The sequence below is a fragment of the Streptomyces sp. NPDC102274 genome, assembly GCF_044766385.1.
GTDB lineage: Bacteria > Actinomycetota > Actinomycetes > Streptomycetales > Streptomycetaceae > Streptomyces.
In genome coordinates this window covers 1-23,080 of sequence record NZ_JBIWLW010000038.1, presented here as the reverse complement: position 1 = coordinate 23,080, position 23,080 = coordinate 1, and the positions used below count along the sequence as shown (strand labels likewise).

19 protein-coding genes are annotated in these 23,080 nt (G+C 67.7%); 13 read left to right on the top strand and 6 right to left on the bottom strand.

Going from position 1 to position 23,080, the window contains the following annotated elements:
• Window positions 1-26 precede the first annotated feature (26 nt).
• The 8 genes from ACIRQP_RS34920 (at window position 27) to ACIRQP_RS34885 (ending at window position 8,500) form a co-directional block, all read left to right on the top strand.
• Window positions 27-755 carry a hypothetical protein gene (locus ACIRQP_RS34920; RefSeq protein WP_403897659.1) on the top strand — a complete coding sequence of 243 codons (729 nt, stop codon included), beginning with the start codon at window positions 27-29 and terminating at the stop codon, window positions 753-755.
• 442 nt (window positions 756-1,197) lie between these two features.
• A complete protein-coding gene (locus tag ACIRQP_RS34915) occupies window positions 1,198-2,028 on the top strand; it encodes a hypothetical protein (RefSeq protein ID WP_403897656.1) in 831 nt (276 codons plus the stop codon).
• Window positions 2,029-2,196: 168 nt separating this feature from the next.
• Window positions 2,197-2,742 carry a hypothetical protein gene (locus ACIRQP_RS34910; protein WP_403897654.1) on the top strand — a complete coding sequence of 182 codons (546 nt, stop codon included), beginning with the start codon at window positions 2,197-2,199 and terminating at the stop codon, window positions 2,740-2,742.
• A 109-nt stretch (window positions 2,743-2,851) separates the two neighbouring features.
• Entirely contained in the window at window positions 2,852-3,730 is an 879-nt protein-coding gene (locus tag ACIRQP_RS34905) for a hypothetical protein (protein ID WP_403897815.1), read from the top strand.
• The gene (locus tag ACIRQP_RS34900; RefSeq protein ID WP_403897652.1) at window positions 3,727-4,971 is read left to right on the top strand and encodes a DNA cytosine methyltransferase; all 1,245 of its coding nucleotides are present in this window, start codon (window positions 3,727-3,729) and stop codon (window positions 4,969-4,971) included. Before ACIRQP_RS34905 ends, ACIRQP_RS34900 begins: the two co-directional genes overlap by 4 nt.
• Window positions 4,971-6,095 (top strand): DnaB-like helicase N-terminal domain-containing protein, encoded by a 1,125-nt coding sequence (locus tag ACIRQP_RS34895; protein WP_403897813.1) that lies wholly within the window; start codon window positions 4,971-4,973, stop codon window positions 6,093-6,095. The genes ACIRQP_RS34900 and ACIRQP_RS34895 overlap by 1 nt, the downstream gene beginning before the upstream one ends.
• 23 nt (window positions 6,096-6,118) lie before the next feature.
• On the top strand, window positions 6,119-7,525 hold the full coding sequence (locus tag ACIRQP_RS34890) for a DUF317 domain-containing protein (RefSeq protein ID WP_403897649.1): 1,407 nt from the start codon (window positions 6,119-6,121) through the stop codon (window positions 7,523-7,525).
• Between the two features lie 408 nt (window positions 7,526-7,933).
• Window positions 7,934-8,500, top strand: coding sequence for an HNH endonuclease family protein (locus ACIRQP_RS34885; RefSeq protein WP_403897645.1), 567 nt, complete (start codon window positions 7,934-7,936; stop codon window positions 8,498-8,500).
• Between the two features lie 343 nt (window positions 8,501-8,843).
• Here ACIRQP_RS34885 and ACIRQP_RS34880 read toward each other — a convergent pair whose 3' ends face one another.
• Both ACIRQP_RS34880 and ACIRQP_RS34875 read right to left on the bottom strand, forming a co-directional pair.
• Entirely contained in the window at window positions 8,844-9,470 is a 627-nt protein-coding gene (locus tag ACIRQP_RS34880; protein ID WP_403897642.1) for a hypothetical protein, read from the bottom strand.
• Between the two features lie 250 nt (window positions 9,471-9,720).
• A complete protein-coding gene (locus tag ACIRQP_RS34875; RefSeq protein WP_403897640.1) occupies window positions 9,721-10,965 on the bottom strand; it encodes an IS110 family transposase in 1,245 nt (414 codons plus the stop codon).
• A gap of 206 nt (window positions 10,966-11,171) precedes the next feature.
• Between ACIRQP_RS34875 and ACIRQP_RS34870 the strand changes: the two genes are divergently transcribed.
• Together ACIRQP_RS34870 and ACIRQP_RS34865 are read left to right on the top strand one after the other, a co-directional pair.
• Window positions 11,172-11,531 carry a multiprotein-bridging factor 1 family protein gene (locus ACIRQP_RS34870; RefSeq protein ID WP_403897637.1) on the top strand — a complete coding sequence of 120 codons (360 nt, stop codon included), beginning with the start codon at window positions 11,172-11,174 and terminating at the stop codon, window positions 11,529-11,531.
• Window positions 11,532-11,687: 156 nt separating this feature from the next.
• Complete coding sequence (locus tag ACIRQP_RS34865; RefSeq protein ID WP_403897635.1) at window positions 11,688-12,134, top strand: hypothetical protein; 447 nt, start codon at window positions 11,688-11,690, stop codon at window positions 12,132-12,134.
• Between the two features lie 48 nt (window positions 12,135-12,182).
• On the opposite strand, the gene ACIRQP_RS34860 is transcribed toward ACIRQP_RS34865, so the two are convergent.
• A complete protein-coding gene (locus tag ACIRQP_RS34860; protein ID WP_403897633.1) occupies window positions 12,183-13,346 on the bottom strand; it encodes a NucA/NucB deoxyribonuclease domain-containing protein in 1,164 nt (387 codons plus the stop codon).
• A 787-nt stretch (window positions 13,347-14,133) separates the two neighbouring features.
• Here ACIRQP_RS34860 and ACIRQP_RS34855 point away from each other — a divergent pair.
• The 3 genes from ACIRQP_RS34855 to ACIRQP_RS34845 all read left to right on the top strand — a co-directional run bounded on the left by ACIRQP_RS34855 (window position 14,134) and on the right by ACIRQP_RS34845 (window position 16,410).
• Window positions 14,134-14,331, top strand: coding sequence for a hypothetical protein (locus ACIRQP_RS34855; protein ID WP_403897631.1), 198 nt, complete (start codon window positions 14,134-14,136; stop codon window positions 14,329-14,331).
• Between the two features lie 551 nt (window positions 14,332-14,882).
• Window positions 14,883-15,317: a DUF317 domain-containing protein gene (locus ACIRQP_RS34850; RefSeq protein WP_403897628.1), complete on the top strand. Its 435-nt coding sequence runs from the start codon at window positions 14,883-14,885 to the stop codon at window positions 15,315-15,317.
• A 244-nt stretch (window positions 15,318-15,561) separates the two neighbouring features.
• Window positions 15,562-16,410, top strand: coding sequence for a nucleotidyltransferase domain-containing protein (locus ACIRQP_RS34845; protein ID WP_403897625.1), 849 nt, complete (start codon window positions 15,562-15,564; stop codon window positions 16,408-16,410).
• A gap of 113 nt (window positions 16,411-16,523) precedes the next feature.
• Here the strand turns inward: ACIRQP_RS34845 and ACIRQP_RS34840 are convergent, their stop codons facing one another.
• The 3 genes from ACIRQP_RS34840 to ACIRQP_RS34830 are packed head-to-tail and all read right to left on the bottom strand — an operon-like array spanning window position 16,524 to window position 22,473.
• Window positions 16,524-19,601, bottom strand: a complete 3,078-nt coding sequence (locus ACIRQP_RS34840) for a type I restriction endonuclease subunit R (RefSeq protein ID WP_403897622.1) — start codon at window positions 19,599-19,601, stop codon at window positions 16,524-16,526.
• Between the two features lie 3 nt (window positions 19,602-19,604).
• Window positions 19,605-20,906 (bottom strand): hypothetical protein, encoded by a 1,302-nt coding sequence (locus tag ACIRQP_RS34835; RefSeq protein ID WP_403897619.1) that lies wholly within the window; start codon window positions 20,904-20,906, stop codon window positions 19,605-19,607.
• Window positions 20,899-22,473: an N-6 DNA methylase gene (locus tag ACIRQP_RS34830; protein WP_403897616.1), complete on the bottom strand. Its 1,575-nt coding sequence runs from the start codon at window positions 22,471-22,473 to the stop codon at window positions 20,899-20,901. The genes ACIRQP_RS34835 and ACIRQP_RS34830 overlap by 8 nt, the downstream gene beginning before the upstream one ends.
• Window positions 22,474-23,080: the final 607 nt, after the last annotated feature.

Here is a 23,080-nt window from a genome sequence, read left to right as displayed (position 1 = left end):
CCCTGGACGCCCAGCCAGGGAGCGAGATGCTGCAGCAGCTCAGTCCCCGGATCCTGGCCGTCCACGAGCTGGTCGGCCGCACGCTGGTTCGTCTGTCCGTGCTTGACGGCAGCCAGTACACGGCCGTTCCCGGGAGCCGGGCTTCGCTGGAGACGCTCAGCTCCGTCGTCGCCTCCGCTTCCGTCGCTGCCTCGGAGCTGGCGAGGGCGGTGGCCGGCAACCCGCTGGACGCCGCTTTCTTCCCGGGCGGCCCGCCGGTCGATGACGTGGCCGTGCGCCGGGCACGGCATGCCGAGGCCGCGCCCCTCCTGGCCGAGAGCCTGACGACCGCCGCACACCACCTCGACCTGTGCGCGACCTCCTGCCGGTACACCGCCTCCGGTATCACCCGCGATCTCAAGGACCACCCCGAGCACGCCCCGCGGTTCCCAACCCTGACGGCCGCACAGTACGCCGCACTCGACAAGATCGCTCAAGCCGGTGCCCACCGCTACGAAAGCCGGGGCAGAGGTATGAGCGTCCTGGCCGGTGACGGCAGCACCATCCACGCAAAGCCCTTCGGAGCGATATACAAGCACCGCCTTGTCCACGTCAGCACGACAGCCTCCGCTCAACACTCCGCGCTCGCGGGCCAGAGCATCACTATCACCGCCGCCGGAAGGTGGGTCCTGGATACCCAGAAGCCTGGCCCTGCCCCAACGGCCCCACCGGGAAAGGTGCATACGGCCGGCAAAGCAGACGGAAGGAGCCGGTGACAGCCTCGCGACACCGTCGACCTCGTCAGCCGTGGCATCTGGCCGCGGGCGGAACAAACAAGATCACAGACGCGATCGGTTCGCTCGTCCGCTTGTCCCGTAGGCCCTTCGTGGACTTCGAGCTGGCCCAAGCCAGCGGCATCCTGGTGGGAGGCCCACCACCAACCACCCTTCCGGGCCGCCCCGTTCGCTGGCAGTCACCGGCCGTGACACCCCGGCTCCGGGCACAATCCAGCACCGCTGACAGCAGCACCAACGTGCCAGACACCTTCACCGTTCCGCAGGATCCCACTGTTCGCCCTGCCGCCGGCGACGTACTGACCACGACCGTGCGCGGCGACCGCGTCAACGCCCACCATGCCGCGGCGTGGGCCGCACCGGCCGCCACCGCCCGACTCCACTGCCCACACTCCTCTACACACGGAAGCCGCACACCCTTTCTATGCCCGACGACACCCCTTCTCTGCCCGAGCGCCTGCTAGTCCTCGCCGGCACGTTCACCCGCCACGACGACGCCCTGGCCGGGCTGTCTCTCAACAGCGCGACCGCCGGCACGCTCCACGCGTACATCCCCGCAGTCCAGCGTCTCGCCCACAGCACTCTCAACGCCCTCGACGCCGTCAACTGCCAGTTCCCCCGGCGCAGCGGTGCTGTCCGTGACGCGGAAGTCCGTCTCAAGCAGATCGCGTTCCTCACGACCGCCGCCGCGGACCACCTCACCGACGCGGCGGACATCATCGACGCCACCCGCGCCGAAACCCCGGACCACGACGACCCGTACCACTCCTACGAGCACGCCCTCCTCGATGCTCGCAGCCAGCTCCAGACCGCCCGCGAACTCACCGCCCTCGCCCCCGAGGACGCCGCCGGCATCGCCGAATCCCTCGCCACCGAACTGCACGACCAGATCCGCGACACCCCCTGGCTCGCCTCAGAGAAGCGCACATCCCTCTCGCCGGTCCAGCACGCCGCCCTGCGAGCGACCGCCCGCGGTCGGGTAGAGGTCTGCGAGACAGACGGTATGCAGTACGTCAGCAGCCGCGAGCTCCCCCTACCACTCACCACGATTCAGTCCCTGGAATCCAGGAACCTCCTCACACGACACGACCGGCCCAACACCCCGGGCCGGCAACGGCTCCACCTCACCACCGCCGGCCGCCGTGCGCTCGCAGCCGCCAGCGCCACGACGAGCCAACGGGAGCCGGCCGCTCTGAGCACCCACGCCGCCGCGAAACCGGCACGCCCCACACCAGCCCCCGCACGCAGCCGCTGAAGCGCCCTCCGGCCACTACCCGGAGAGGCACGACGTCACCTCCGCAACGTAACGCCCCAGCCACACGCCCCGCGCGTCAGCCGGCGCGCGGGGCGCAGGACGGCACCTCCGGCCCCGGGACGCCACGTCTCCGCCGGACTCTCGCGGCCGATGCATGCCCGAAGAAGGATGATCACCACGTATATTGACCGGCCCACGGTCGATGACGTCGCCCGTGCCCTCGCCAACCGCATCTCCGTAGATGTCCCCGTCCGCGACATCATCGCGAACTTCAGCGTCCGCCCCCAGTCCGCATCCGACTACGGCAACCGCTCCTCCGGCGCCCCGCTGATCAGGATCGCCGAGCGGGTCCACGCCGACCTCTACGGCCTGCCCCTCGACCCCAAGCCCGCCCCGGCGAGTCTGCGCGAACTCGCCGACACCTCCTACGAGGCACTCAACCAGGACGAGCAACAGGCCATCCTCGAAGCCACCGCCGCCCAGCTCCCCTACCTCGCCACCGTCCTCGGCCGCGCGGCCCTGTGGGCCGAGCGGCGCACCGGCATTCCCGAACAGGCCGCCGGACAGTTCGCGCACGCCGCTGCCATCATCCGCCAGCTGGCCACCGACCTCGCACAGGCACACCGCGCCTTCGGCCAACCCACCACGAAGCCCTCCGTGACCGGCCAGGCCGGCAACTCCCCCACACCGCCGCCGAGCCGTGGACAGCGCTGACCCCGCTCTCTGCCCAGCCACTTCCACAGACCGAACCCTGGAACAGACCATTTCGACGACGCCCCGCCTCCGCATTCTTTCACTCGGTGCCGGAATCCAGTCCAGCGCACTGCTCGCCCTGTCCGCAAAAGGCATTCTTCCCAAGGTCGACTATGCCATTTTCGCCGACACCGGATGGGAACCGCAGGCCGTATATACGCACCTGGACCGCCTGGAACGCGAGATAGCCCAGCCCGCAGAAATACCCATCCTGCGCGTCTCCTCCGGTAACATCCGCAACGACGCTCTCGACCCGGATCACCGGTTCGCGTCCATGCCTCTCTACATCCTGAACAAAGACGGCCGCCCCGGGATGACACGACGGCAATGCACCGGCGAATATAAAATAAAGCCGATCAAGAAGAAAGTCCGGGAAATCCTCGGATACCCCTATCCGGCACGCATCCCGAAGAGCGTGTTCGTCGAGCAGTGGGTCGGCATCAGCACCGACGAATTCCACCGCGCCAAAGACTCCGACGTCAAATACATGCACAACCGCCACCCGCTGATCGTGGACCTGGACTGGTCGCGCACCGACTGCGTCCGCTACCTCACCGCACTCGGCCTGGCCGACACCCCCAAGTCGAGCTGCCTGGGATGTCCGTTCCACGGCAACGCCCAGTGGAGACATATCAGAGACACATCCCCGTCCGAGTGGGCGGACGTGGTCGCCTTCGACGCCGCAATCCGCCACGGGAACGCACGCGCCAACCAGACCGGCAACAAGCTGCTGAGGCACGCCTTCCTCCACCGCTCCCGCGTGCCACTCAGCGAAGCGCCGATCGACCATGTCACCGCCGCCGAATGGGCAGCCCTCCAGCAGGAATTCGGCGACATCACGTCCGACCCGCAGGAAATGGAGCAGGGCGTTATCGACGGGTGTTCCCCGTGGGCGTGCCGCGGAACCGACCAGGAGCCGGTGCAGGACGACTTCGGGCTGGCCTCTTGATCCTGGACCTATTCGCGGGTCCGGGTGGCTGGAGCCACGCTTTGACGGTTCTCGGCGTCCCCGACGTGGGACTGGAGTGGGATGAATGGGCCTGTAAAACGCGATCCGCAGCCGGGCAGTTGACCATTCGCACCGACGTCGCCCAGTATCCAGTGTGGCCTTTCCTCGGACGGACAGCCGGGTTTATCGCGAGTCCGCCCTGTCAGGCGTGGTCGAGGGCGGGCAAGCGCCTAGGACTTCTCGACCAGCCGCTGGTCCACCAGGCCGTCGCCGACCTCGCCCAGGGCCGCGATACCCGCGGACAGCTGGTGGGCGCCTGCCGGGACCCGCGTTCCCTCCTCGCCGCCGAGCCCATGCGCTACCTGCACGCCCTCCACACCGTCGGCGAACCCGAGTGGATCGCGATGGAGGAAGTACCGGACGTGCTGCCGCTGTGGCGCCACTACGCCGCGATCCTGCGCACCTGGGGATTCTCCGCATGGGCAGGAATCCTCAACGCCGCCGACTACGGCGTCCCCCAGACCAGGAGGCGGGCGATCCTGCTCGCCTCCCGCACCCGCACCGCCGCGCCCCCCGAACCCACTCACGCCCGCAGCCCGGAGCCGGAGACGCTGTTCGGTCCGGGCCGTGAACGATGGGTGTCCATGGCCGAGGCCCTCGGCTGGGGTGCCACCGACCGGCCCGTGCCGACCGTGTGCGCGGGCGGCGGTCCCGGAGGCGGACCCGAACCCTTCCCCTCCGGCTCTCGCAAGATACTGGCCGACGCCCGCGCCCGCGGCACCTGGAAACAGCCGCCCATCACACAGGAGATCGACCACACGTCCGGTGACGAAAGGTCTACTCAGCCCGGATCGCAGGGCACACGCGGGTACCGTCCGGCCGGGGACCACCGCTGGTCCTGGTCGCTGCGCAGCAACAACCAGGCCCACGCGACCATCCGCTCCATCGAGGAGCCGGCCGGGACGCTGTTCTTCGGTCACCGCGCCAACGAGTGCGTCTGGATCGCCGAACCCTCCCACGATGAAGACACTGAGCAGTCTCCTGCACCGGAATCGATCCGAATCACCGCTCAGGAGGCGGGCCTGCTGCAGACCTTCCCGGCCGACTACCCGTGGGCCGGCAACAAGGGCCAGGCATTCGCCCAGATCGGCAACGCCGTCCCCCCGCGGCTGGCCGCTCATCTGCTCGCTCCGCACCTCGGCACATCCGTCAGCCCCGACGACTTCACCCTCGCCGCGTGATGTCTCCCTTTCCTGCTTCCGACCAGGGCGATGCTCCGGAAGACCCGTCTGCGCCGCTGCCGGTGCACTACGCCGAGCAGGCCCTCCTCGGCGCACTCCTCCTCGAACCCCACCGGCTACAGGCCCTCGACAGCCTGGAACCCGCCCACTTCGGCAACCCCGCACACAGCGCCCTGTTCGCCGCCATGCGCAGCGTTCCCGCGCCCGACCCCGAGCAGCACCGGAAGGACCCGGCCTGGCTCCACGACGTTCTGGAGGAAGCGAAGTCCGAAACGCGCGGGCTGACCGCGCCCTACCTCCACGCCCTGACCCAGGTCTGTCCCCGGCCCCAGCACGCCGTGGCGTACGCGGGCATGATTCGGGCCGATCACGCCCGCCGGACCGTCGGCACGCACGCCGAGCACTTGGCCCAGATTGCGACCGACACGACCCTGCCCGCCCCGGTCCCGGTCGTCCTCGCTCAGGCCGACACGCTGGCCCGGTACCTGGATGACCTCGTGGCCGAGTTCGCTCCGCACTCTGGTTCCCTTCCACGCACGTCGCTGCCGCCGGTGCCGCTACGTGACACCAGCGAAGAGGCCCTGGACGAGGAGCGCCTGCTCCTCGCCACCGCCACCGCTCATCCGGACGAGGTGAAGGCGATGCGGTGGCTGCGGCCGGATGACTTCGCGCTGCCGCTCCACGGCCGGCTGTACCGGTGTCTGACCGCGCTCGCGCACCGCGGTGACGTCGTCGACGCGGTGACCGTGCTCTGGGAGGCCCAGCACCAGGGGCTGCTGACCGCCAACCTCACACCGGCCGGCCTGATGGCCCTGGTCTCCACGCCGACCGGTTCCCCCGAGCACTGGGGCGAGAAGATCCTGCAGCGTGCCCTGCTCCACCGGGCCCACGCCGTCAGTCTGCGGATCCGCGCGTTCACCGACGATGCGGCCAACACTCCGCACCAGCTGATCACCGGCTGCCGCCGCGCACTGGCCGACCTCACCTCCGTGCGTGCCCGCTGGCAGCGCACCAGCCCGCAGCCGCTGGTCGCGCCCCGCGCTCCGCGCACGCCGGCCGTCACCCGCGCCGGCCCGCCTCCCCGCGCCACCGTCCCCTCGTCGACGGCCCGAACCACCCGATAACCCCAACCAGAACCGAGGCCCCTTTGCCCCACCCCGCCCTCCACGCACACGTTCACCTCGCGGCTCACCCCGACCATTCCTCCGCGGTCGTCGCCACGATCACCGGCTCCGGCGCCTCCACTGCCCGCGCCCTGCTGAGCGTCCAGGGCTTCCGCCCGACCGGCGAGCAGACGATGGTCCTGGCCCGCATCGACCACGAGGAGCACCACTACGCCGACCAGGCCGCCCGCGCCCTGCGCGAACACGGTGCCGCCGTCGACATCACGCCCGGCCTGCAGGCGGACATCGACACCGAATGGACCTGGGTCAACTACGCCTTGGACTGGCTGAACCGCGACGAGATCCGCGAGGTCTCCAACGAGGCGCAGAAGATCCATGACGACATCGTCTCGGGCCGTCTCACCATCCACCTGCACGCTGATGACGGCTGGACCATCGTGGCCGTCGGCAGCTACCGCCACGGCCAGAGCATTCACCTGCACGGCGAGAACCACTTGCGCCAAGTCGCCCTCGTCTATGACAAGCCCGCAGAAGCCATCGCGGCGTTCCACCAGTTCTACGGCGACACCGTCCGCCCCGGACCGGCGCCCGCCACCGACACCGAACGGGCCGCCGCGCAGGCCCTGGACGCCACGGCCGAGGCTCCGCCGTCGGAGTCACCTGCCACAGCGGTGTCCGAGACGGCCACCCCTGCGCAACAGAGCGAGCCCGGGTATGCCAGGGATCTCGGCGATCACGAAGCCCTGCTGAACGATTTCCTCGAAATGCACGGCGAGTGGGAGAAGTACCGGACCTGGGACGACAACACCACCGTCGTCAGCCACGAATCGCTCACCCTGCGCGTGATGTTCGTCCACGAGGCATACGTCAACGACATCGCCTGGACCATCGCCGCCTACGAATCACCCGTCGGTGCCCGCACCTGGCACGCCACCGCCAGCACCGGCACACCGGCCGAGGTCATGCGCACCCTCCTCGACCACCTCGCGTCCGAAGACGCCTACGCAGCCGGGCACAGCACACCAGTCTCCGAGCAGGCCATCGCCGAGGCAACGAAACCGCTGACCGAAGCGGGCTGGAAGCAGACCGTCGAGGGGAGCTGGATCCGGTGGGCGCCGCCGAACGGCGATCCCGTGGGCCTCCAGTTCGACGCCTTCGCCGCCCGGTTCCAGCCCGAAAGTTCCCTGGCAACCTGGACGCTCTGGGGCGGCAACACCCTCCGCCGGCCGACCTGGACCGTCAACTTCTCCCCGCACACGCCAGTCGGCCTCCTACAGCACCTCACCACAGAACTCGGCGACGCATACGACCAATCCGTACGACAAGCCCCCACACCCCCGCCGAACCACCAGACCAGCCACACCCAGCACCCGGGCGACAGCAAGCTCCCACCCTCACCGGCCCCTCCGACGCCCAGCCGCAGTCGCTGACTCCGCCCCAGTGCCTGCCGGTTGAGCCCAGCGCGGTCGCGCGGTGGAACGGCCGCGAGAGGCATGAGGGCCCCTGCCCCGGGGCCCGTGTCCCTTGCCCGGGGACCAGTCGCCGTCTGGGCAAGGGGCACAGCAGCGGCCCATCTCCGGTACAGGATCAGCATGGCTTCGGGCATCGTGAAGTGGTTTCACGCGTACACAGGGTATGGCTTCATCGTCCCTGACGACGGGGGACCGGATACCTCCGCCAACCCCTACGCTCGCCTGCCCGAAGGGGCCTCAACCGCCAAGCGACGGAGCCGTCCGCCACACCACCCCCGCGAGGTATCGGCCCTGGCCGCCGACGGGAGCCCGATCTGGGGCCTGAGCTGTCGTCACGCATTCGCTGGAGCCGCGCCTGCGGACGCGATGGGGCCGGCTGTCCGCGCCATGCCCAATCCGGTGGACGCAGCGACCGCTCGCGGTCAGCTGGCTCAGCTCACCGTCGTCGAAGAGGTGACTCCGCCCGGGTACAGCCGTACGAAGTTCCCGCACTGGACGACCCAAGCCGGCACGTGTGACACGCGCGAGGTCGTACTCCACCGCGACGGCCAGGACGTGACGCAGAATGCGGCGTGCCAGGCGGTCGCCGGTACCTGGTACTCGGAGTACGACGGCGCGACCTGGCCCGACGCGTCTGATCTGGACATTGACCATGTGGTGCCGCTCAAGGAGGCGTGGAGGAGCGGCGCGGACGTCTGGACGACGGCGCAGAGGCAGGGCTTCGCGAACGACCTGACCCGACCGCAGCTCATCGCCGTCACGGACAACATCAACCAAGGGAAGGGCGACAAGGACCCGGGGAAGTGGATGGTCCCCCTCGCCTCCTACAGGTGCGCGCACAGCCGCGCCTGGGTGCAGGTGAAGGACTACTACAACCTGAGCGTCGACTCCGCAGAGAAGGCCGCGCTCGGAGGCATCCTGAACAGTTGTTGACCCGCTGTGTACTGCCTCCGCCCCCGGCCCGGCCCGGGGGACGGGGCCCTTGGTCGTTCCAGGGCAGGATGTCCGGACGAGCTGCGGCCGTTGTCGTCGGGTCCGCAGCAGTGATGACGTAGCCGCCGAAGTGCCGTAGCACGCAGGTCACGAAGTGCGGTCCCCGCGTCTGCGGGTTGAATCCCTTTTCGACCTCGACAGTGGCGTCGGTCTCAAGTGCTCCTCCGGCGGCGGGGTTGAGCCTGTTGATGTTCGTCCAAGGCACAGGGTTATGGAAGCGAGCGTCGAGCGTGCCGTTGGTGCTGTTGCCTCCGACGACGGCCGTCCTCCGTATAAGCAGGTTTCATTCATGCTGTTCGCGGCTGTTCCTGGATCTCCAGACGGATCGGGCGAATTCCGTCATGGGTACCCAGGATTCGTAGCGGGTCGGTTCGGGGCCGTGGCCGGTGGGATTGGTCCACAGGGCAGTTGGTTTCAACGTGCACGGCGTGCTGTAGGCGAGTGCGGCCACCGTGCGCAGGTCCACGCACTCCGTCACGGTCTCGCAGTGGAAGAGGAGCCGCTTGAAGCCCTCCGGCCGGCCTTGCATGAGGCACCTGAGAGTGACCTCCAGAGAGCCCATGGGCAGACCCGCCAGAGAGCCGACGGCTTCGCCGATGCTGGGGCCGCCAGCACGGTGACCCCACCCTCTGGCGGCGAGTACGGCATGCGCCGCCAGGACAACCGCCATCACGTTGTCGTGGACTCTCTGCTGCCGCTCGTCGTCTCCGGACTGCTCGTGCGCGACGGGCAGCCCGGCTTCGTGCGCCGCTATGAAGAGGTCTACCGGCGAAACGGCGAGGAAGTACCCGCTGCCCGGCGCACCTGCCGACCGCGCCCAGCGGCGTGCCCTGTCCTTCCACCACCCTGGGGCCGGGGCCTGTTCTGTCAGGAATGCGCAGAGCACCCCGAGGTACGTTTCGTCAGTCATGTCTTCCTTCCTGGCGCTCTCCGGATGCCTGCCGCCGCCCCGCGCAGGGCGCGTCGGGGCGGCGGTGAGGCGGACAGACGGTATGACGGGCGCCATTCCCACGTCGGGACTCGGTGGTCCGGGATGTTTCGGGCATCTCCCGGCGCCGTCCGTCCGCCCCTGTTTCCCGTCCCTGGCCGGGGACGAGAGGAGAAGGCCGGGGCGGCGTGCGAAACCCGGTCTTCTCCTTCCGTCTCCGACGGGACAGGGCTCATACCGCTTCCGGCACCCCAACCGGCGCCCTGTCGCGGAACGCCAGCGCCTCGTCGTACAAGTGGCTGGTGGCCAGGCAGTGGTGAAGGCACCGGGTGAGGCGTGCGGCGAGGTTGCGCAGTGCCGTGTTGTGGTTGTCTCCGCGTTCGCGCCGCGCCCGGTAGTAGGCGGCCGCGCCCGGGGATTTCGTCAGGGCGCAGAACGCCGCCTGCCGCAGGGCGTCACGCAGGGCGTCGTTGGCGAAGCGGCGGTAGGAGACTCGCTGGGACAGGCCGCTGGCCCACGCGACGGGGACGACGCCGGCGTACGCGCACAGTCCGCGAGCGGTCGGGAAACGCCCTGCGTCGCCGATCTCGCCCAGGATCCGGGCGCCCAGGACGGTACCGATGCCGGGAACCGACTGGATCACCGCTGCGTGCGGGTGGGCGGTGAATGCCTGGTCCAGGCTCTGCGTGAGCATGGCAGCCGTACGGCACGCGTGGTTGAGGTTGTCGAGCAGGGCCAGCATCTCGACTCCTCGTGCGTCCTCGACAAGCGGATGGGTCCGTAAGGCGCGCCGGCGGAAGTGGAGGTGGAGGCGCTCGGCCTCGTCGAGGACGGTGCGCCACCGGCCGCCGCGGCGCAGGGCCTCGGCGATCTCGGCGCGTGAGAGTGATGCGGCGCGGGTCGGGGTGGGGGCGGCGGCCAGGACGGCCCGGGCCTGCGGGTGGGCCAGGCGCAGTTTGGGCCAGGCGGTGACGGCGGCCGGGTAGTAGGTGACCAGTCCGGCGCGCAGCTGGTGCTGGGCGCGTTGCCGGGCGTCGACGGCTGCGGCCTGTGCCCGTGCGAGTACGCCGATCGCGCGTGCTTCGGGCGTGCTGGGAGGGGTGGGGCGGAAGCGGCCGGAGGCCACCATGCCGGCGAGAAGAAAGGCGTCCTCCCGGTCGGATTTGGTGAGCCCGAGCGTGGTGGCTTTGCGGGCGCGTGCGGCCAGCATCGGGTCGATGCCGATGACGGTCAGCCCGGCGGCCTCAAGGCTTTGGAAGAAGAGGCCGCTGGGGTCCTCGGTCCCCACGGGGATCCTGGGCCAGCGTGTCCGGTTACAGGAACGCAGCAGGGCGATGAAGTCCGCGACCGGGTCGTCGGTGTCCTTGTAGACGATGCGTCGGTACGCGAGCCGGGTGCCGTCCTTCGCGATGACCGCGCAGTCCAGCCACCGATCGGCCCAGTCCACGGCGGCGTACATCGTCGTACTCGTCCCCACACCCGCTCCCGACTCCACCACAACCCCCCAGGACGCCAAATCGGTCCGTATACGGACCGCACCATTAGGAAATACACCCGCATGATGTCCATAAGATAACCAGCTTGGACCGTACACGGTCCATTGGTGGGGCGTCGACGCGGGAGTGAAACCGGACGGGAGGATGGACAGGTCAGATGGACCCGGTTGATGTCGGAGGGGTGTGCGTGGCTCGCAGCCGTGACCACCAGCCTCCGGCCGATTTTGTGGCGCATGGGCAGTGGCCGCTGGTCACACTCGTCCCGGACGCGCCGCTTACGGCCCGGTTCGGGGCCGCCTTCGCGCTGAACCTGTACACGGCGATGACCGGACAAGGGCTGAGCGACCGCGCGCTGGCCAAGCGCGCCGGGTTTTCCCACACTACGGTCGGGCGGATCGCGCGGGGCGAGGTGCTTCCCGACCTCGGTACCATCGCGCGGCTGGAAGTCGCGCTCCAGGCAGACCTCTACCCGTTCGGCCTGCGCGCCACCTTTGATCCCTCCGCGGCTGCCGGCGCTCCCGACGAGCCCGTACCTCCCTCAGCGTGAGGGCCGTCAGCCTCCGCGCGGTTGACAGGCGGGAGGCCGCTCGCGCGGTCCTATACTCCGGCAGAGTCACCATATGAGGGGTGTGTGTCCGTGGGGCTGGATCGCGCCGGTTACCACGTGACGACGTCCCGGTGGTCTGATGAGGAGCCAGGTGCGGTGAAGCCAGTACGTGTTGATGAGCTGAAGGTTCGTATCACCTATCACGGGTGGAGTGTGCAGGAGTCCGACGAGGCTCTCGTGCCGGTCCCCTTCCCCGACGATTCCCCGAGCGGGGGCTTCCTGACCGCGTACCAGGGGCGGTTCGACCTCTACAGCGCAGGGCACACCCATACCGCGGCGGTGACCGTGGAGCAGTGGGACAGCGAGCCTGCAGCGGACACGCGCACGCCCTGGGACGAGAGCGACGAGGCGGAGTTCGTCTCAGGATCGGGAGAGATCGCTATCTGGTCGGACGGCCGGGACCACGAACTGTCCCTGCTACCGGGAACCTGGAAGGTCAGGGTTTACTGCGCCGGGCGCGAAGAGGTGGAGCGGATCTGCAACGACGACGGAGTGGCCGACGGCGTGGAGATCTACCTGCTGCAGTTCTGGCCGGCCACATAAAGGGCACGACGCTGCCGGGGGCGGCCGGGCCGGCCGCCCCCGGCGCGGTCAAGAAGTGATCTTGACGATGAACTTGTCCTCGAAGCCATCGATGACGCGGTTCTTCCCGTAGAAGCCCTTCAGCAGATCACCACCTGCTTTGTTCTCGTCCTTGGAGATGACCTTCACCGAGAAGTTGAATTTCTTGGCGTCGGGGTCGTAGTCGACCTCCGCGGCGCCCTGGTGTGTGGAGGCGAAGGGATACTCGTCGCACTCCTTGCCTGTCTTGGCGTAGTCCTTCCCGTAGTGCCGCTTGCACTGCGCCACCGCCTTGCGGCGGTTCTCGTCCTGGCGCTTCTTGTCCGCGTACAACCGGTTCAGCGCAATGCTGGGCACCTGTCCGGGCACCTTCTTGGCCGACATGTAGGGCTTGGTGTCCTCCGGCTTGGTGAACGCCGTCCGGATGTGCTGGGCCACAGCCCGCTCGGGCGCCCCGGCCTTGGCGCTGTAGTTCAGCGTCGCCACCACGGCGAACGTGGCCGCTCCCCGCTTGTCCGGTTTGCCGCCGCCGGTGGAATTACGCAGATACTTCGCGGCGTCCCACCGCGGAGGCAGCAGGAAGAGATCCCCGCCGGTGGCTCCGTTGACCCCGGTGGGGAACTTAAGGTCGATGGACACCACATATGCCGAGGCCACGAGGTCCGTGGAGCCGCTGCTGCCCTGTCCAGGCGCGACGGTCATGGTGCGCAGGAAGGGCTTGTCAGCCTTGACCTTGTCCCAGCTCCTCGTGCCCGGGACACTGCCGCCCAGCTTGTACTTCGCTTTCTTGGGCGCCATGAACGGCACGGCCGTCTTGGGCGTGATCATCAGCGCGCCCGTCTTGGTACTGCCCGTCTTCTCCATGGACGTAAAGTGATGCGTGAAGCGCACCTCGCGGCTGTCCAGCGCGATAGTGCCGACCGCCAGCACGACGAAGCGGCTCTCCCCCACCGGCCGGCCCCTCTGGGTCCACACCTGCTGGAACAGGGCGCCCGAGCAGACGGCGAACCTCGACTTGATGTAGAACGCCTTGTCCGAGCCGAGTCCCTTCTGGCACTGAGCCGCCGTCATCGCGCGCGACGGCTCCGGATACGTGACACCCGCCGCCTGGACATCCCTCGCGCCGGCATCAGCCGAGGACGACGGCGCGGTGGCGATCCGGCCGTAGGACCGGGCCGGGCCCACCGTCTCCATCGGGAGCTGACCTCCCGGAGGGGCAGTCAGGGCCGGCTGCCGCTCGAACCGCTCACGCCCCGAAGCGGTTTGCAGTTCCGCGAGCGACGAAACGTCCGCCCCTACACGAAACACGCGTGACTCGACACGGATGTCCCCCGAGGCGCTCTCCGCGCCGTGAGCGAGCGCCGGGCCCGTTAACGGCAGCAGGGCAGCCGCCGAAGCCAGGACGAGTCCCCTCTTCGCCCGCTGTCCCATGGTTCTGATGTGTGGTCTGTTCATTCCATCCCCCCGCTGTAACCGGTGTCAGGGCTCCTCGCCATGACACGGACAGCTAAGCCACCGCGAGTCGGCACGTCCAGGGAATATCGGTTCGCTGGCTTGATCCACAGACTCTTTGACCAATGGCGACCGCTGTTACCTATCAGGATGCACGGGCGCCCAGCAGCCGGGGCGGATACCGGCGCAACAGGTCAGCGTGAATACCGGCGCATTGAACGAAGTTGACCGCTTACTTCCGGAATCGTTCGTTCTCGTATTCATCTGCGTGGCGGCTGACCGCAGAGACCTTCCCAGGACTCTCGACAACCGCAGTCATCCCATTAACGGACAGTAGCGATGGAGTTCGCAAGGGTGAGCGGGTAGCGGCACGGCACGAGCCGACCCCTCTACGGCACCAACCATTTAAGAGGTCGGCCCGCCCACCTGTACATCGTCGATCGAGGAAAGCCCAGTGCCTCCTGACCACTTGTCCTGCCCGCCGCCCGAAAGCGCCCGGCCGGGACGTCCCGAAATTAGCATCCCTCATGTGCGGGGGGCCAAAACCCGTGAGCTGCGTGACTATCAGGTCAACATCCAGCTGGTTCCGTTCGTTGCCGTGTCGTTTCTCGGCGTTGTGCTGGTGTTCCGTCCGGATGCCGTCGAAGCCGTCCTCGCGGTGAGCGGTGCCGCGGTCCTTGGTCTGCGCGGATCGTATCTGTGCTGCCAGCGGATTCTCTCGGTCTGATGACCTGACAGGTGCCGGGCCGTCTCATACCGCGGTCCGGCACCGCACCGCACCGGAGTCCCGCCCCCGCGTGCAGCGGGGCGGTGTATTCCGTTCCACAGGCCGGAAAGTTGACGTTTTCCGTGCCGGAATCCCGGAAGCAACCCCGTGAAAAGGACCGACCGCATGACCCCGAAGAGCCAGGACGGCTTGGAGTGCCTGGGCCCCGGCTGTTCCCGCATCGTCGAGCAGAGCCAGGGCTCTGGCCGGCCGCGACTGTACTGCAGCGACAAGTGCGGTACGAGGTACCGCAAGTCCCGCAGCGCGCGCCACGACGCGGTGGGCAACGACGCCTACGCCGCCCAGGTCGCCGAACGAGTACGCCCAGCATGTCCGCGTCCTCGCGCAGACGATCCTCGACGGCCGGCCGGAAGCCTCCCTGCGGCTGCTGGTGGAATGTGAGCAGGACTGGAAAGACCTGCGGGCCGCTGTCGTCCAGCTCGCCCGTGACCGCAAGATGAAGACCGCCGTTATCGCCGACGCGCTGCACATCAGCCCGAACACCCTCAGCCGTGCCGTCGGTGCCGGCCACATCGCCAGCCGCCGCGAACACCGGGCGCCGCAGCCCGCCCAGGGCACCAGTGTCCCCCACCAGCGACACCCCCGGCCGGCCCCCGCACCACCGCCACGCCCCGACGGCGGCTTCTCCGACGCCAGCGGTGGCCCGCCCACGAAGGGGCCCGCAGCTACCCTGGCCCGCGCACTGTCCCACCTCCACCGCGTCAGCGATCTGGGCCGGCCCCACCATCGACCAGCCCACCTGGACGATCCACGCCTCCACTTACGCGCCCGCCCCCATGATCGCCGACCTGGCCGAGGAACTCGTGCACGGCACCGGCACGCGGCGGTTCAGCCCCAGCGTCCAGCGGCAGCCTCCGCGTCTCACTGCTACCGCACCGGCCATCGCGACGACCGTCGCCAGACCGCAGGCGAGCCGAAGTCGCTGACCAGCACACTCACGCACGCGAACAGCAGTGTGGCCCTGCGGACGGGGGATGCCGCAGGGCCACACTCGCACCGTACCGCGTCTGTCCGTTTCACGGGGGCTTACTCTCGCTGAATGCCGGTGAGGTCCCCCGCCCTCGGCAACCCAGCGCGGGGGCGCTCGTGGATTCACTCTGCAGAGCGCTCTCGCCTTAGCTTGTGGCCCCTAAGGTCCAAGCAGTGGGCGTGGGCGGCAAGGGAGTCCAGGTGAAACGTGAACGGGCAACGGAGATGCTCGACAATCTGGACGCAGGCAGTCGCCCCCTCGATCTCGTAGACGAGGTCTATGTATTCGGTTCCTACGCCCGAGGCGCGCTGCAGCCAGGCGACCTCGACGTGGCGGTGGTCCACCGGACCGACACCGAATTCACCGAACACGTCGTCGGCGCCCTCATGTACGGGCGGGATCCGATGGCGGGCATGAAGCGCGCGCTCAAAGGCAGCAAGCGAGGCTTCCAGTTCCAGTTCAACCAGAACGACCGCCTCCCCGAAGGCTCCGAGCCGAGGCTGCTGTGGAAGCGCGGCGACACCCGCGCCACAGCAGAGGAACGGCTACAGGGGATGACAGCGGACCCGTCCGCCGGCCGTGCGCCACGTGACGCGATGATCGAGCAGTTCGAAGGACTCGACCGGTGGATCCCCCTCCCCGTGCGCACCCGGCTGGTGGAACTGCTGAACGCTGGCGGGATCGAGATCCGCCGCATCGAGCTGGCGGCTGCCGAGCCCACGAGCCCGGCAGCCGTGGCGGCGCTGGGGCGCCGCTGGAAGCCGGACAGCCCACTGCACCGCGCAGCCGCTGCCGCAGTGCGCTATACGGAGGACACCGGCATGTCCCCGCCGTCCGTGTGGGTGCAAGGACAGCCACTCGACCACCGACGCGACCAGTACGGCGCCGGCACCCTGTGGATCTACCTCGGCTGGTACCACTTCGACCAGCTCATCTTCCGGCTCCGCGAGGGCGCACAAAGTCTGGAGATCGTCCGCCCCACACGGACGCAGCCGCTTCACGCCCTCCACATCACCGTGTGCGACGCCACAGCCCTGCCCCCGCTGTAGCCGCGCCAGCCGGAGTGATGACGAAAACGGCGCCGCTCAGGAGACAGATCAGGGCCCGAGCAGCGCGACGAGGCCCTGCAACCGTCACAGGTTGCCGGGCCTCCATGCACTCGTCAGTCAACGAGGTAGTGGGCCTCGATGTAGGCGACGGTGGAGCCGTACGGCTCTCCCACCGGCTTCAACGTGTACCGGCGGAAGACCGCAGCGGTGGCGCGGCGGACACCTCGGTTGCGAGCCTCGGCGTTGTCCCACGACTGCGCGAGGGTGCGCTTGACCACCTGATCGATCTCCTCGGCCAGGTTCCGCTCCGTGATGGTGAGGCCAGACGGTGCGTGATCGTGAATGATCCGCGACAGGACACCCACGTGGTCGTCGTCCAGCACGACGGCTTCGTCGGGGTGCTTCTCGGCGTCCACGATGGCGCGGGCGACGCGGAGCGCATCGGCCAGGAACTCCAGGGCGTCCTGCGCGTTCTGAATGATCCGGTCCCGCAGCTGCCTGATTCGCTCCGCGAGGGCGGTGTACTTAGCGGACCCCGGTTCGACGCCCCTTTCGAGGGCGTCCTTGATGTGGTCCAGGATCTCCGCCGCAGACGGCGGCCTCATGTCCTTGCCGTCGTCCTTGCCGGCCTTGGGGCGGACGAGGGCCAGCAGCTCCTTGAGGATGGAGATGCCCTGGGCGTCCAGAACGAGGGCTTCCTCCTGGGAGGCGGCGACAGAGAAGGAGTGGACGTGGGCATTGATGATCTCCAGGACCATCGGTCCCAACTCGCCCAGCCGTTCCTTCCTCTCCTCGTTCGAGGACTTCTTGAACAGGGTCGTGTACACGGACCCGAACAGCCCGAAGCCGTCCTGGTACTTGGCGACCCGCTTGTCGGTGTTGATGAGCGGGTACAGCCGGGCCAAGAGCCGGTAGTCCTTGGCGAACACCTCGGCGGCGTCCGAGCTGGTGTCCAGGAAGGCATTGATGGTTCGCACGGACTCGTAGCCGTGGACCGTGAGATCCAGGCCATCCACGTCTGCGAGGAGGTCTTCGATGCGGGCGAAGGTGGTGCGGAACTCGGCGACCAGCTCGGTCAGGTCGGTGACGAACCCGCCGCCCTTGCCGGCGGATCCCTCCGAGGTGGGGTCCACGACGGCCCGCTGGACCTCTTCGGCCAGGCTGATGTAGTCCACGACCACGCCGGTGGTCTTCACAAACCCGGTCGGGGATACCCAGGTCCGGTTCGGGCGTGTGATCGTCTGGAACAAGTTGTGGGCCTTCAGCGGCTTGTCGAGGTAGAGCACGCCCTCGTTGGGGGCGTCGAAACCGGTCATCAGCTTGGCTGTCACGATCAGGAAGCACAGCGGGTCGTCCGGGGCGAGGAATCGCCGCTTCTGGTCCTCCTCATCGACCTCTGAGAGCCGGTACGGGCGCATGGCGCGGTCTTCGTCCTTAGCGTCCGAGACGTGGATGTTCACCTCGGCGGTGATCCGGTCGTGCTTGCCGACCTCAGCGAGCACTTGGGACGCCTCGAAGCCTGCCAGCAGCTCGTTGATCTTGTCCGTGTATGCCACGGCCAGCTCACGGTTGTAGGCGACGACCTGGGCCTTGAGACCGTTGCGGTAGGTGCCGGCCAGGTAGTGGTCCACGATGTCCTGGCAGACCGTGTGTATGCGATGGGGGTTGGCGAACACCGAGGTGAGGCGCCCGAACTTGCGGGACAGAGTTTCACGGTCAGGGTCGTCGAGGTCGAATTCGTCGGCGAACTGGTCGAACTCTGCCTGCAGCGCCTGGTCGTTCATCTCGAAGGTGACCGGGTGTGGGTCCAGCATGACCGGGACGGTCGCCTCGTCCAGCAGAGACCGGGACACCGAGTACCGGTGCAAAACCCTGTCCGGGTCGGTCTCCTCGCCAAAGAGGGCGAAGGTGTCGGTTGCGAGGTTCCTGACGGGGGTGCCGGTCATGCCGAAGAACTTCGCGTGCGGCAATGCCGCGCGCATCTGCCCGGCCAAGGACTGTGACCTGTCGGACTGGGTGCGGTGTGCCTCGTCGACCAGCACGATGATGTTCCTGCGGGTCGACAGGTTCTTGCCGGCATCGGCGAACTTATGGACGGTGGTGGAGATGACGCCGCGCACGTCGTCGGCCAGCAGGGAACGCAACTCCGCGCTGGTGGCGGGCTGGTGGAAGTAGGCGTCCCCCATCGCGGAGGTGAACACCCCGGAGGTCTGCCGGACGAGATGCGTGCGGTCCGAGAGCAGGATGATCGTGGGCGAATCAGTGCGGGTGTCGGCCAACAACAGGGAGGCGGCGAACACCATCAGCAGCGTCTTTCCAGACCCCTGGTGGTGCCAGATCAGGCCCTTCGACCCGTCGGCCAGGACCCGCTTGTGGATCAGATGGGCGGCCTCCATCTGCGGGTAGCGGGGCAGATACTTCTTGTCCGCGCCGCCCCCGGAGGTGTCGAAGAGGGCGAAGTTGGCCAGCATGTCCAGGAGCGTGGCCGGGGCGAGCAGCAGCTCGACGGAGCGCTGGACATCGGCCTGCCCTGACAGGTTCTCGTCGTCGTCAGTGGAACGGAACGGCTGCCAGAGGTTCGTGGGCGCGCCGGCTGCACCGAACCTCAGCTTCAGCCCGTCGGAGGCGATGGCGAAGACATTGGGCGTGAAGAACCACGGGTACTCAGTGGCATACACGTCGTTGATCTCGCGGGCGGCGTCGGCCCACCCGGACTTCGCGGTCGGTGACTTCACCTCCACCACAACAAGGGGCAGGCCGTTGACCCAGTAGACGAGGTCGAACCGGCGAGGTGTTTTGCCGGGGACGGTTATGGTCACCTCATCCGACACGACCAGCGTGTTGGCGGTCGGGTGCTCGAAATCGACGACCTTCAGGGCGTGCCACACACCGTCGGCGTCCCGGAACTCTTTGTGCCCGCGCAGCAGGTGGAGCACCTGCTCGTTGGCCCGCACCAGCCCGCCGTCGACGGCGTTGACCATGGCGGTGATCTCCTCGACCACCGCGTCCACGTCGAACCCGTGGATCACCCCAGGGTTGAGTCGGACGATGGCGTCCCGCAGCTGGTCGACGACGACAGTCTGCGTCGTTTCACGCGACAGTAACCTGCCCGCTGTGAAGCCCCAACCCATCGGGAGGGACCACTGGATCATCAGGTTCTGAAACTCGCGCTCTCGTATGCCCTTTGCCACGGCTCAGACCCCCAACTCGGCGGACTCAATGTCGATGGTGCGGTCTAGCAGTCCCGACAGCAGGCCCGCCCGGACTTCACGGAGTCGGGCGGCCTCCGCCCGGGTCGCCTCCAACGCAGACTCCATCGCGTCGAGTTCCACCGCCATCTCACGCTGGCGGTCGAGCGACGGTAGGCGCACGGCCATCCCCTTCGCCCGCTTGGCGCTGATGTGTTTGATGTTGGTGCCGCCCGCGACGTCGAGGAAGGCCCTGGACTCGTAGGCCCACATGCTCCAGTGGAAGACGAATTCAGGGATGCAGACCCCTTCGAGAGCCCGGAGACGGAGCAGGGTCATCTGGGTGCAGACGGGCGCTGGCAGTTCGTCTCGCCACATGGCGGGCATCCCGACCGCATTCGCGCTTGCGCTGCCCTCGGACACCACAACGTCGCCGTATTGGAGACCGAATTTCTTGCGCTCCGCTGGGTCGTAGTTCATTTCGAGCACGTCGGACAGGTCGAGCGTCCCATAACCGACGTTCGCGGAGCGGAGGTAGGGTGTCATGTATGGGCCGACCGCCCTGTCCGGTGTCCGGCGCACGCCGGTGGAGAAGTCGAAGGCGTGCTCGGCCCTCATGACTTCAACTGAGTCGTCGGTGATGAGGTCGGCTCGTCGTCGACGCAGAACCGCTGCCAGCGCCCCCGCCTCGGCATCGAGTGCGATGATTTGGTCGTCAACTGCGCTGATGACCTTGACGATCCGTTCTTGCATGGACGCGGGCGGCAGGGTGACGGTGGCAGCGTAGAACTCCCCCAGGCGGACATTCAATGCGCCATGGGAACGGGCTCCCTCTCGGAGCATGCCAGCGAGTGAGCCAAAGAACTGGTCTGAGTTGAGGGCCAGTTCCAGGTACTCGGGAAGCGCAGCCCCCTCCTTGGCCTCGAACACGAAGTACAGCGGGGAGACGATGCCCGGCTCGTCTCTGAGGTTGCGCGCCACCGTTCCGTAGGCGGCCGACCTCGATGTGCTCTTGTTGTAGACGAACTGCCCCGGTGCGACAACGTAATAGCCCGACGTGTCTTTGCTGGCGACCTTCTTCGTGAAGAATGATTCTTGCGCGATCAGCCCGTGCTCGGCGGAGACGGTCAGGACGTTCTGGTTAGTCCCGTCATCATTCTTCGCCGTGACACGCGTGACGACTTCCGACAGTGCTACCTGCCGCCAGTCACTCATCGAAGTCCTTGATCCCGCCTGTGGCGGAACGGCCACTTTGGGGCGCCCACGAGTTTGCAGGTCACCGAGGGTGATCTGCTCCCAGTCACTCATCGAATCCCTCGATCCCTGCGGCGGAGAGGACGGCGAGCATGTGCTGCTCGGTTTTCTGTCGCTCGGCTCGGGCGAGGTTGTAGGCGTCGATGAGGGTGCCGAGGTCTTCCTGCTCGGCAGCCGCCTGCTTGACGTACCGACCGATGTTGAGGTCGTACGCGTTTGCCACGATCTCCGCGGTAGGGACGAATCGCGCTGGGAGGCCAGCCGTTCCATCGGGGTCCACAGGGGTGCCGTCGGCGTTGAACTTTGCGTGGAAGGCAGTCACCGTGTCAGCGATGTCTGCCTTGGTCAGGACGTTACGGTTCTTGGCCTTGGTGAACCGGGTGGATGCATCGATGAACAGCACACCCTCCTGACGCTCCGGAGCCTTGGTGCCCGAGGCACGGAACACGAGGATGCAGGTCGGGATCGTCGTGCTGTAGAAGAGGTTCGAGGGCAGCCCGATGACAGCTTCCAGGAGGTTGTCGTCCAGGACGCGCTTGCGGATAGCTGCTTCCTGGCCGCCACGGAAGAGGACACCGTGAGGTAGGACGACGCCGGCGCGGCCCTTCTTCGGGTCCATGCTGGCGATCATGTGCTGCACGAATGCCCAGTCTGCCGACGACTGTGGGGCGACCCCGCCGATGGCACGCGGGTCGTTGGTCCAGGGTTTCCACTTCAGGCTGTAGGGCGGGTTGGCGACGATCATGTCGAATTGCTTGACGGACCCGTCCGGGTTCTTGAATCGCGGGTCCCTCAGGGTGTCGCCGACCTCGACCTTGAACTCGGTCAGGTTGTGCATGAAGAGGTTCATGCGGGCCACACCGGCGGTGTCCGTTACGGCCTCCTGCCCGTTCAGGCTGAGCGTGTATCCCCGACCACCGTGGGCCTTGAGGAGGTTGGCGGCGGCAATGAGCATGCCGCCTGACCCGCAGGTCGGGTCGTACACCGACTCATGATTCCTGGGGTCCAGAAGCTCGATGATCAGCTCGACGACCTCGCGCGGGGTGAAGAACTGGCCGGCGCGGGTGCCGGACCCGTCGGAGAACCGCTTCAGCAGGTATTCGTATGCTCCGCCGAGCACATCGTGGGACATGTTGCCCTCGTGCATCTTCGGAGTGCGGTCCATCGCCCGCATGACCGCCGCCAACGCCTCCCCCGGCAGCACTGCCTCGGAGGTCCAGGTCATGGACCCGAAGAGACGGGAGAACTTGTCAGGGTTGGCCGTCTCGATGGCCTGGAGGGAAGCGCGCACTCGCTGGCCGAGGCCGTGCTGGGCGATGGTGGAGAGGATGGACGACCAAGAGGCGCGACGTTCCTGGACGGTGCCAGGGTGAATGAACGGAATCTCGAACGACTGATGGTCGCGGTACTCGATCTCGCGGGCTTCCTCGGGGGAGAGGCCGTCCAAGCCCTCGTACTGGGCCAGGAACTCCTGGTGGTTGTGTTCCCAGGTGTCCGACAGGTATTTCCAGAACATCAGTGGGAAGACGACCGAGGAGTATTGCGCTTCGGGCATCGCCACGCGCAGCTCGTCGGCGGCGTCCCACAACCGGTTCTCGATCTCCTGCTGGGTCACTGCCATCAGTCGGGGGTGTCCTTGCTCGTCAAAGGGTGGCGACCCGAAGGCCGTGGTGTTCCTAGTCAGTCAGCCCAGTACGGGGATGCCCGTCGCGCATCCGCCGGACACGCCGCCGAGGGGACATGCGCGGGGCGTCGCATCCCTGTGCGGACGACCCGCCAACGATATCTCTCCCCAGGGCCACGAAATACGGCAATCGCGCCCAGCAAGCGAGGCTTCGAGGGACTGACGGAGACGGCGCCAGCGACGCCGTGGGCCTGGCCGTTCGATGGCGCGGACCCGTCGGCGAGCGCCCCTTATGCGATGTCTGGCGTGCCCCTCCCTCGTGATCGACAGGTCACGCCTTCGATCGCCCGCCCGACAGGTGCATGACTCGGCCCCGATGCGCGTCCTGGAGGACGGCGCTTTCCATCGACGACTCGCTCCCGGGACACGAACGTGACGGTCTCTGGGTTTCGGGCACACCCCCACACTCGTTTGAACTCTCCTCCACGCTGATAGCCACCCGGCGCGGAACTAGGGCCTGTTGCAAAAGTGGATCTTGTTCGTTCATGATCGTGTTTTGTGGGACGTGGAGATCTGACGAACGACCAGTGGGCCCGGCTTGAGC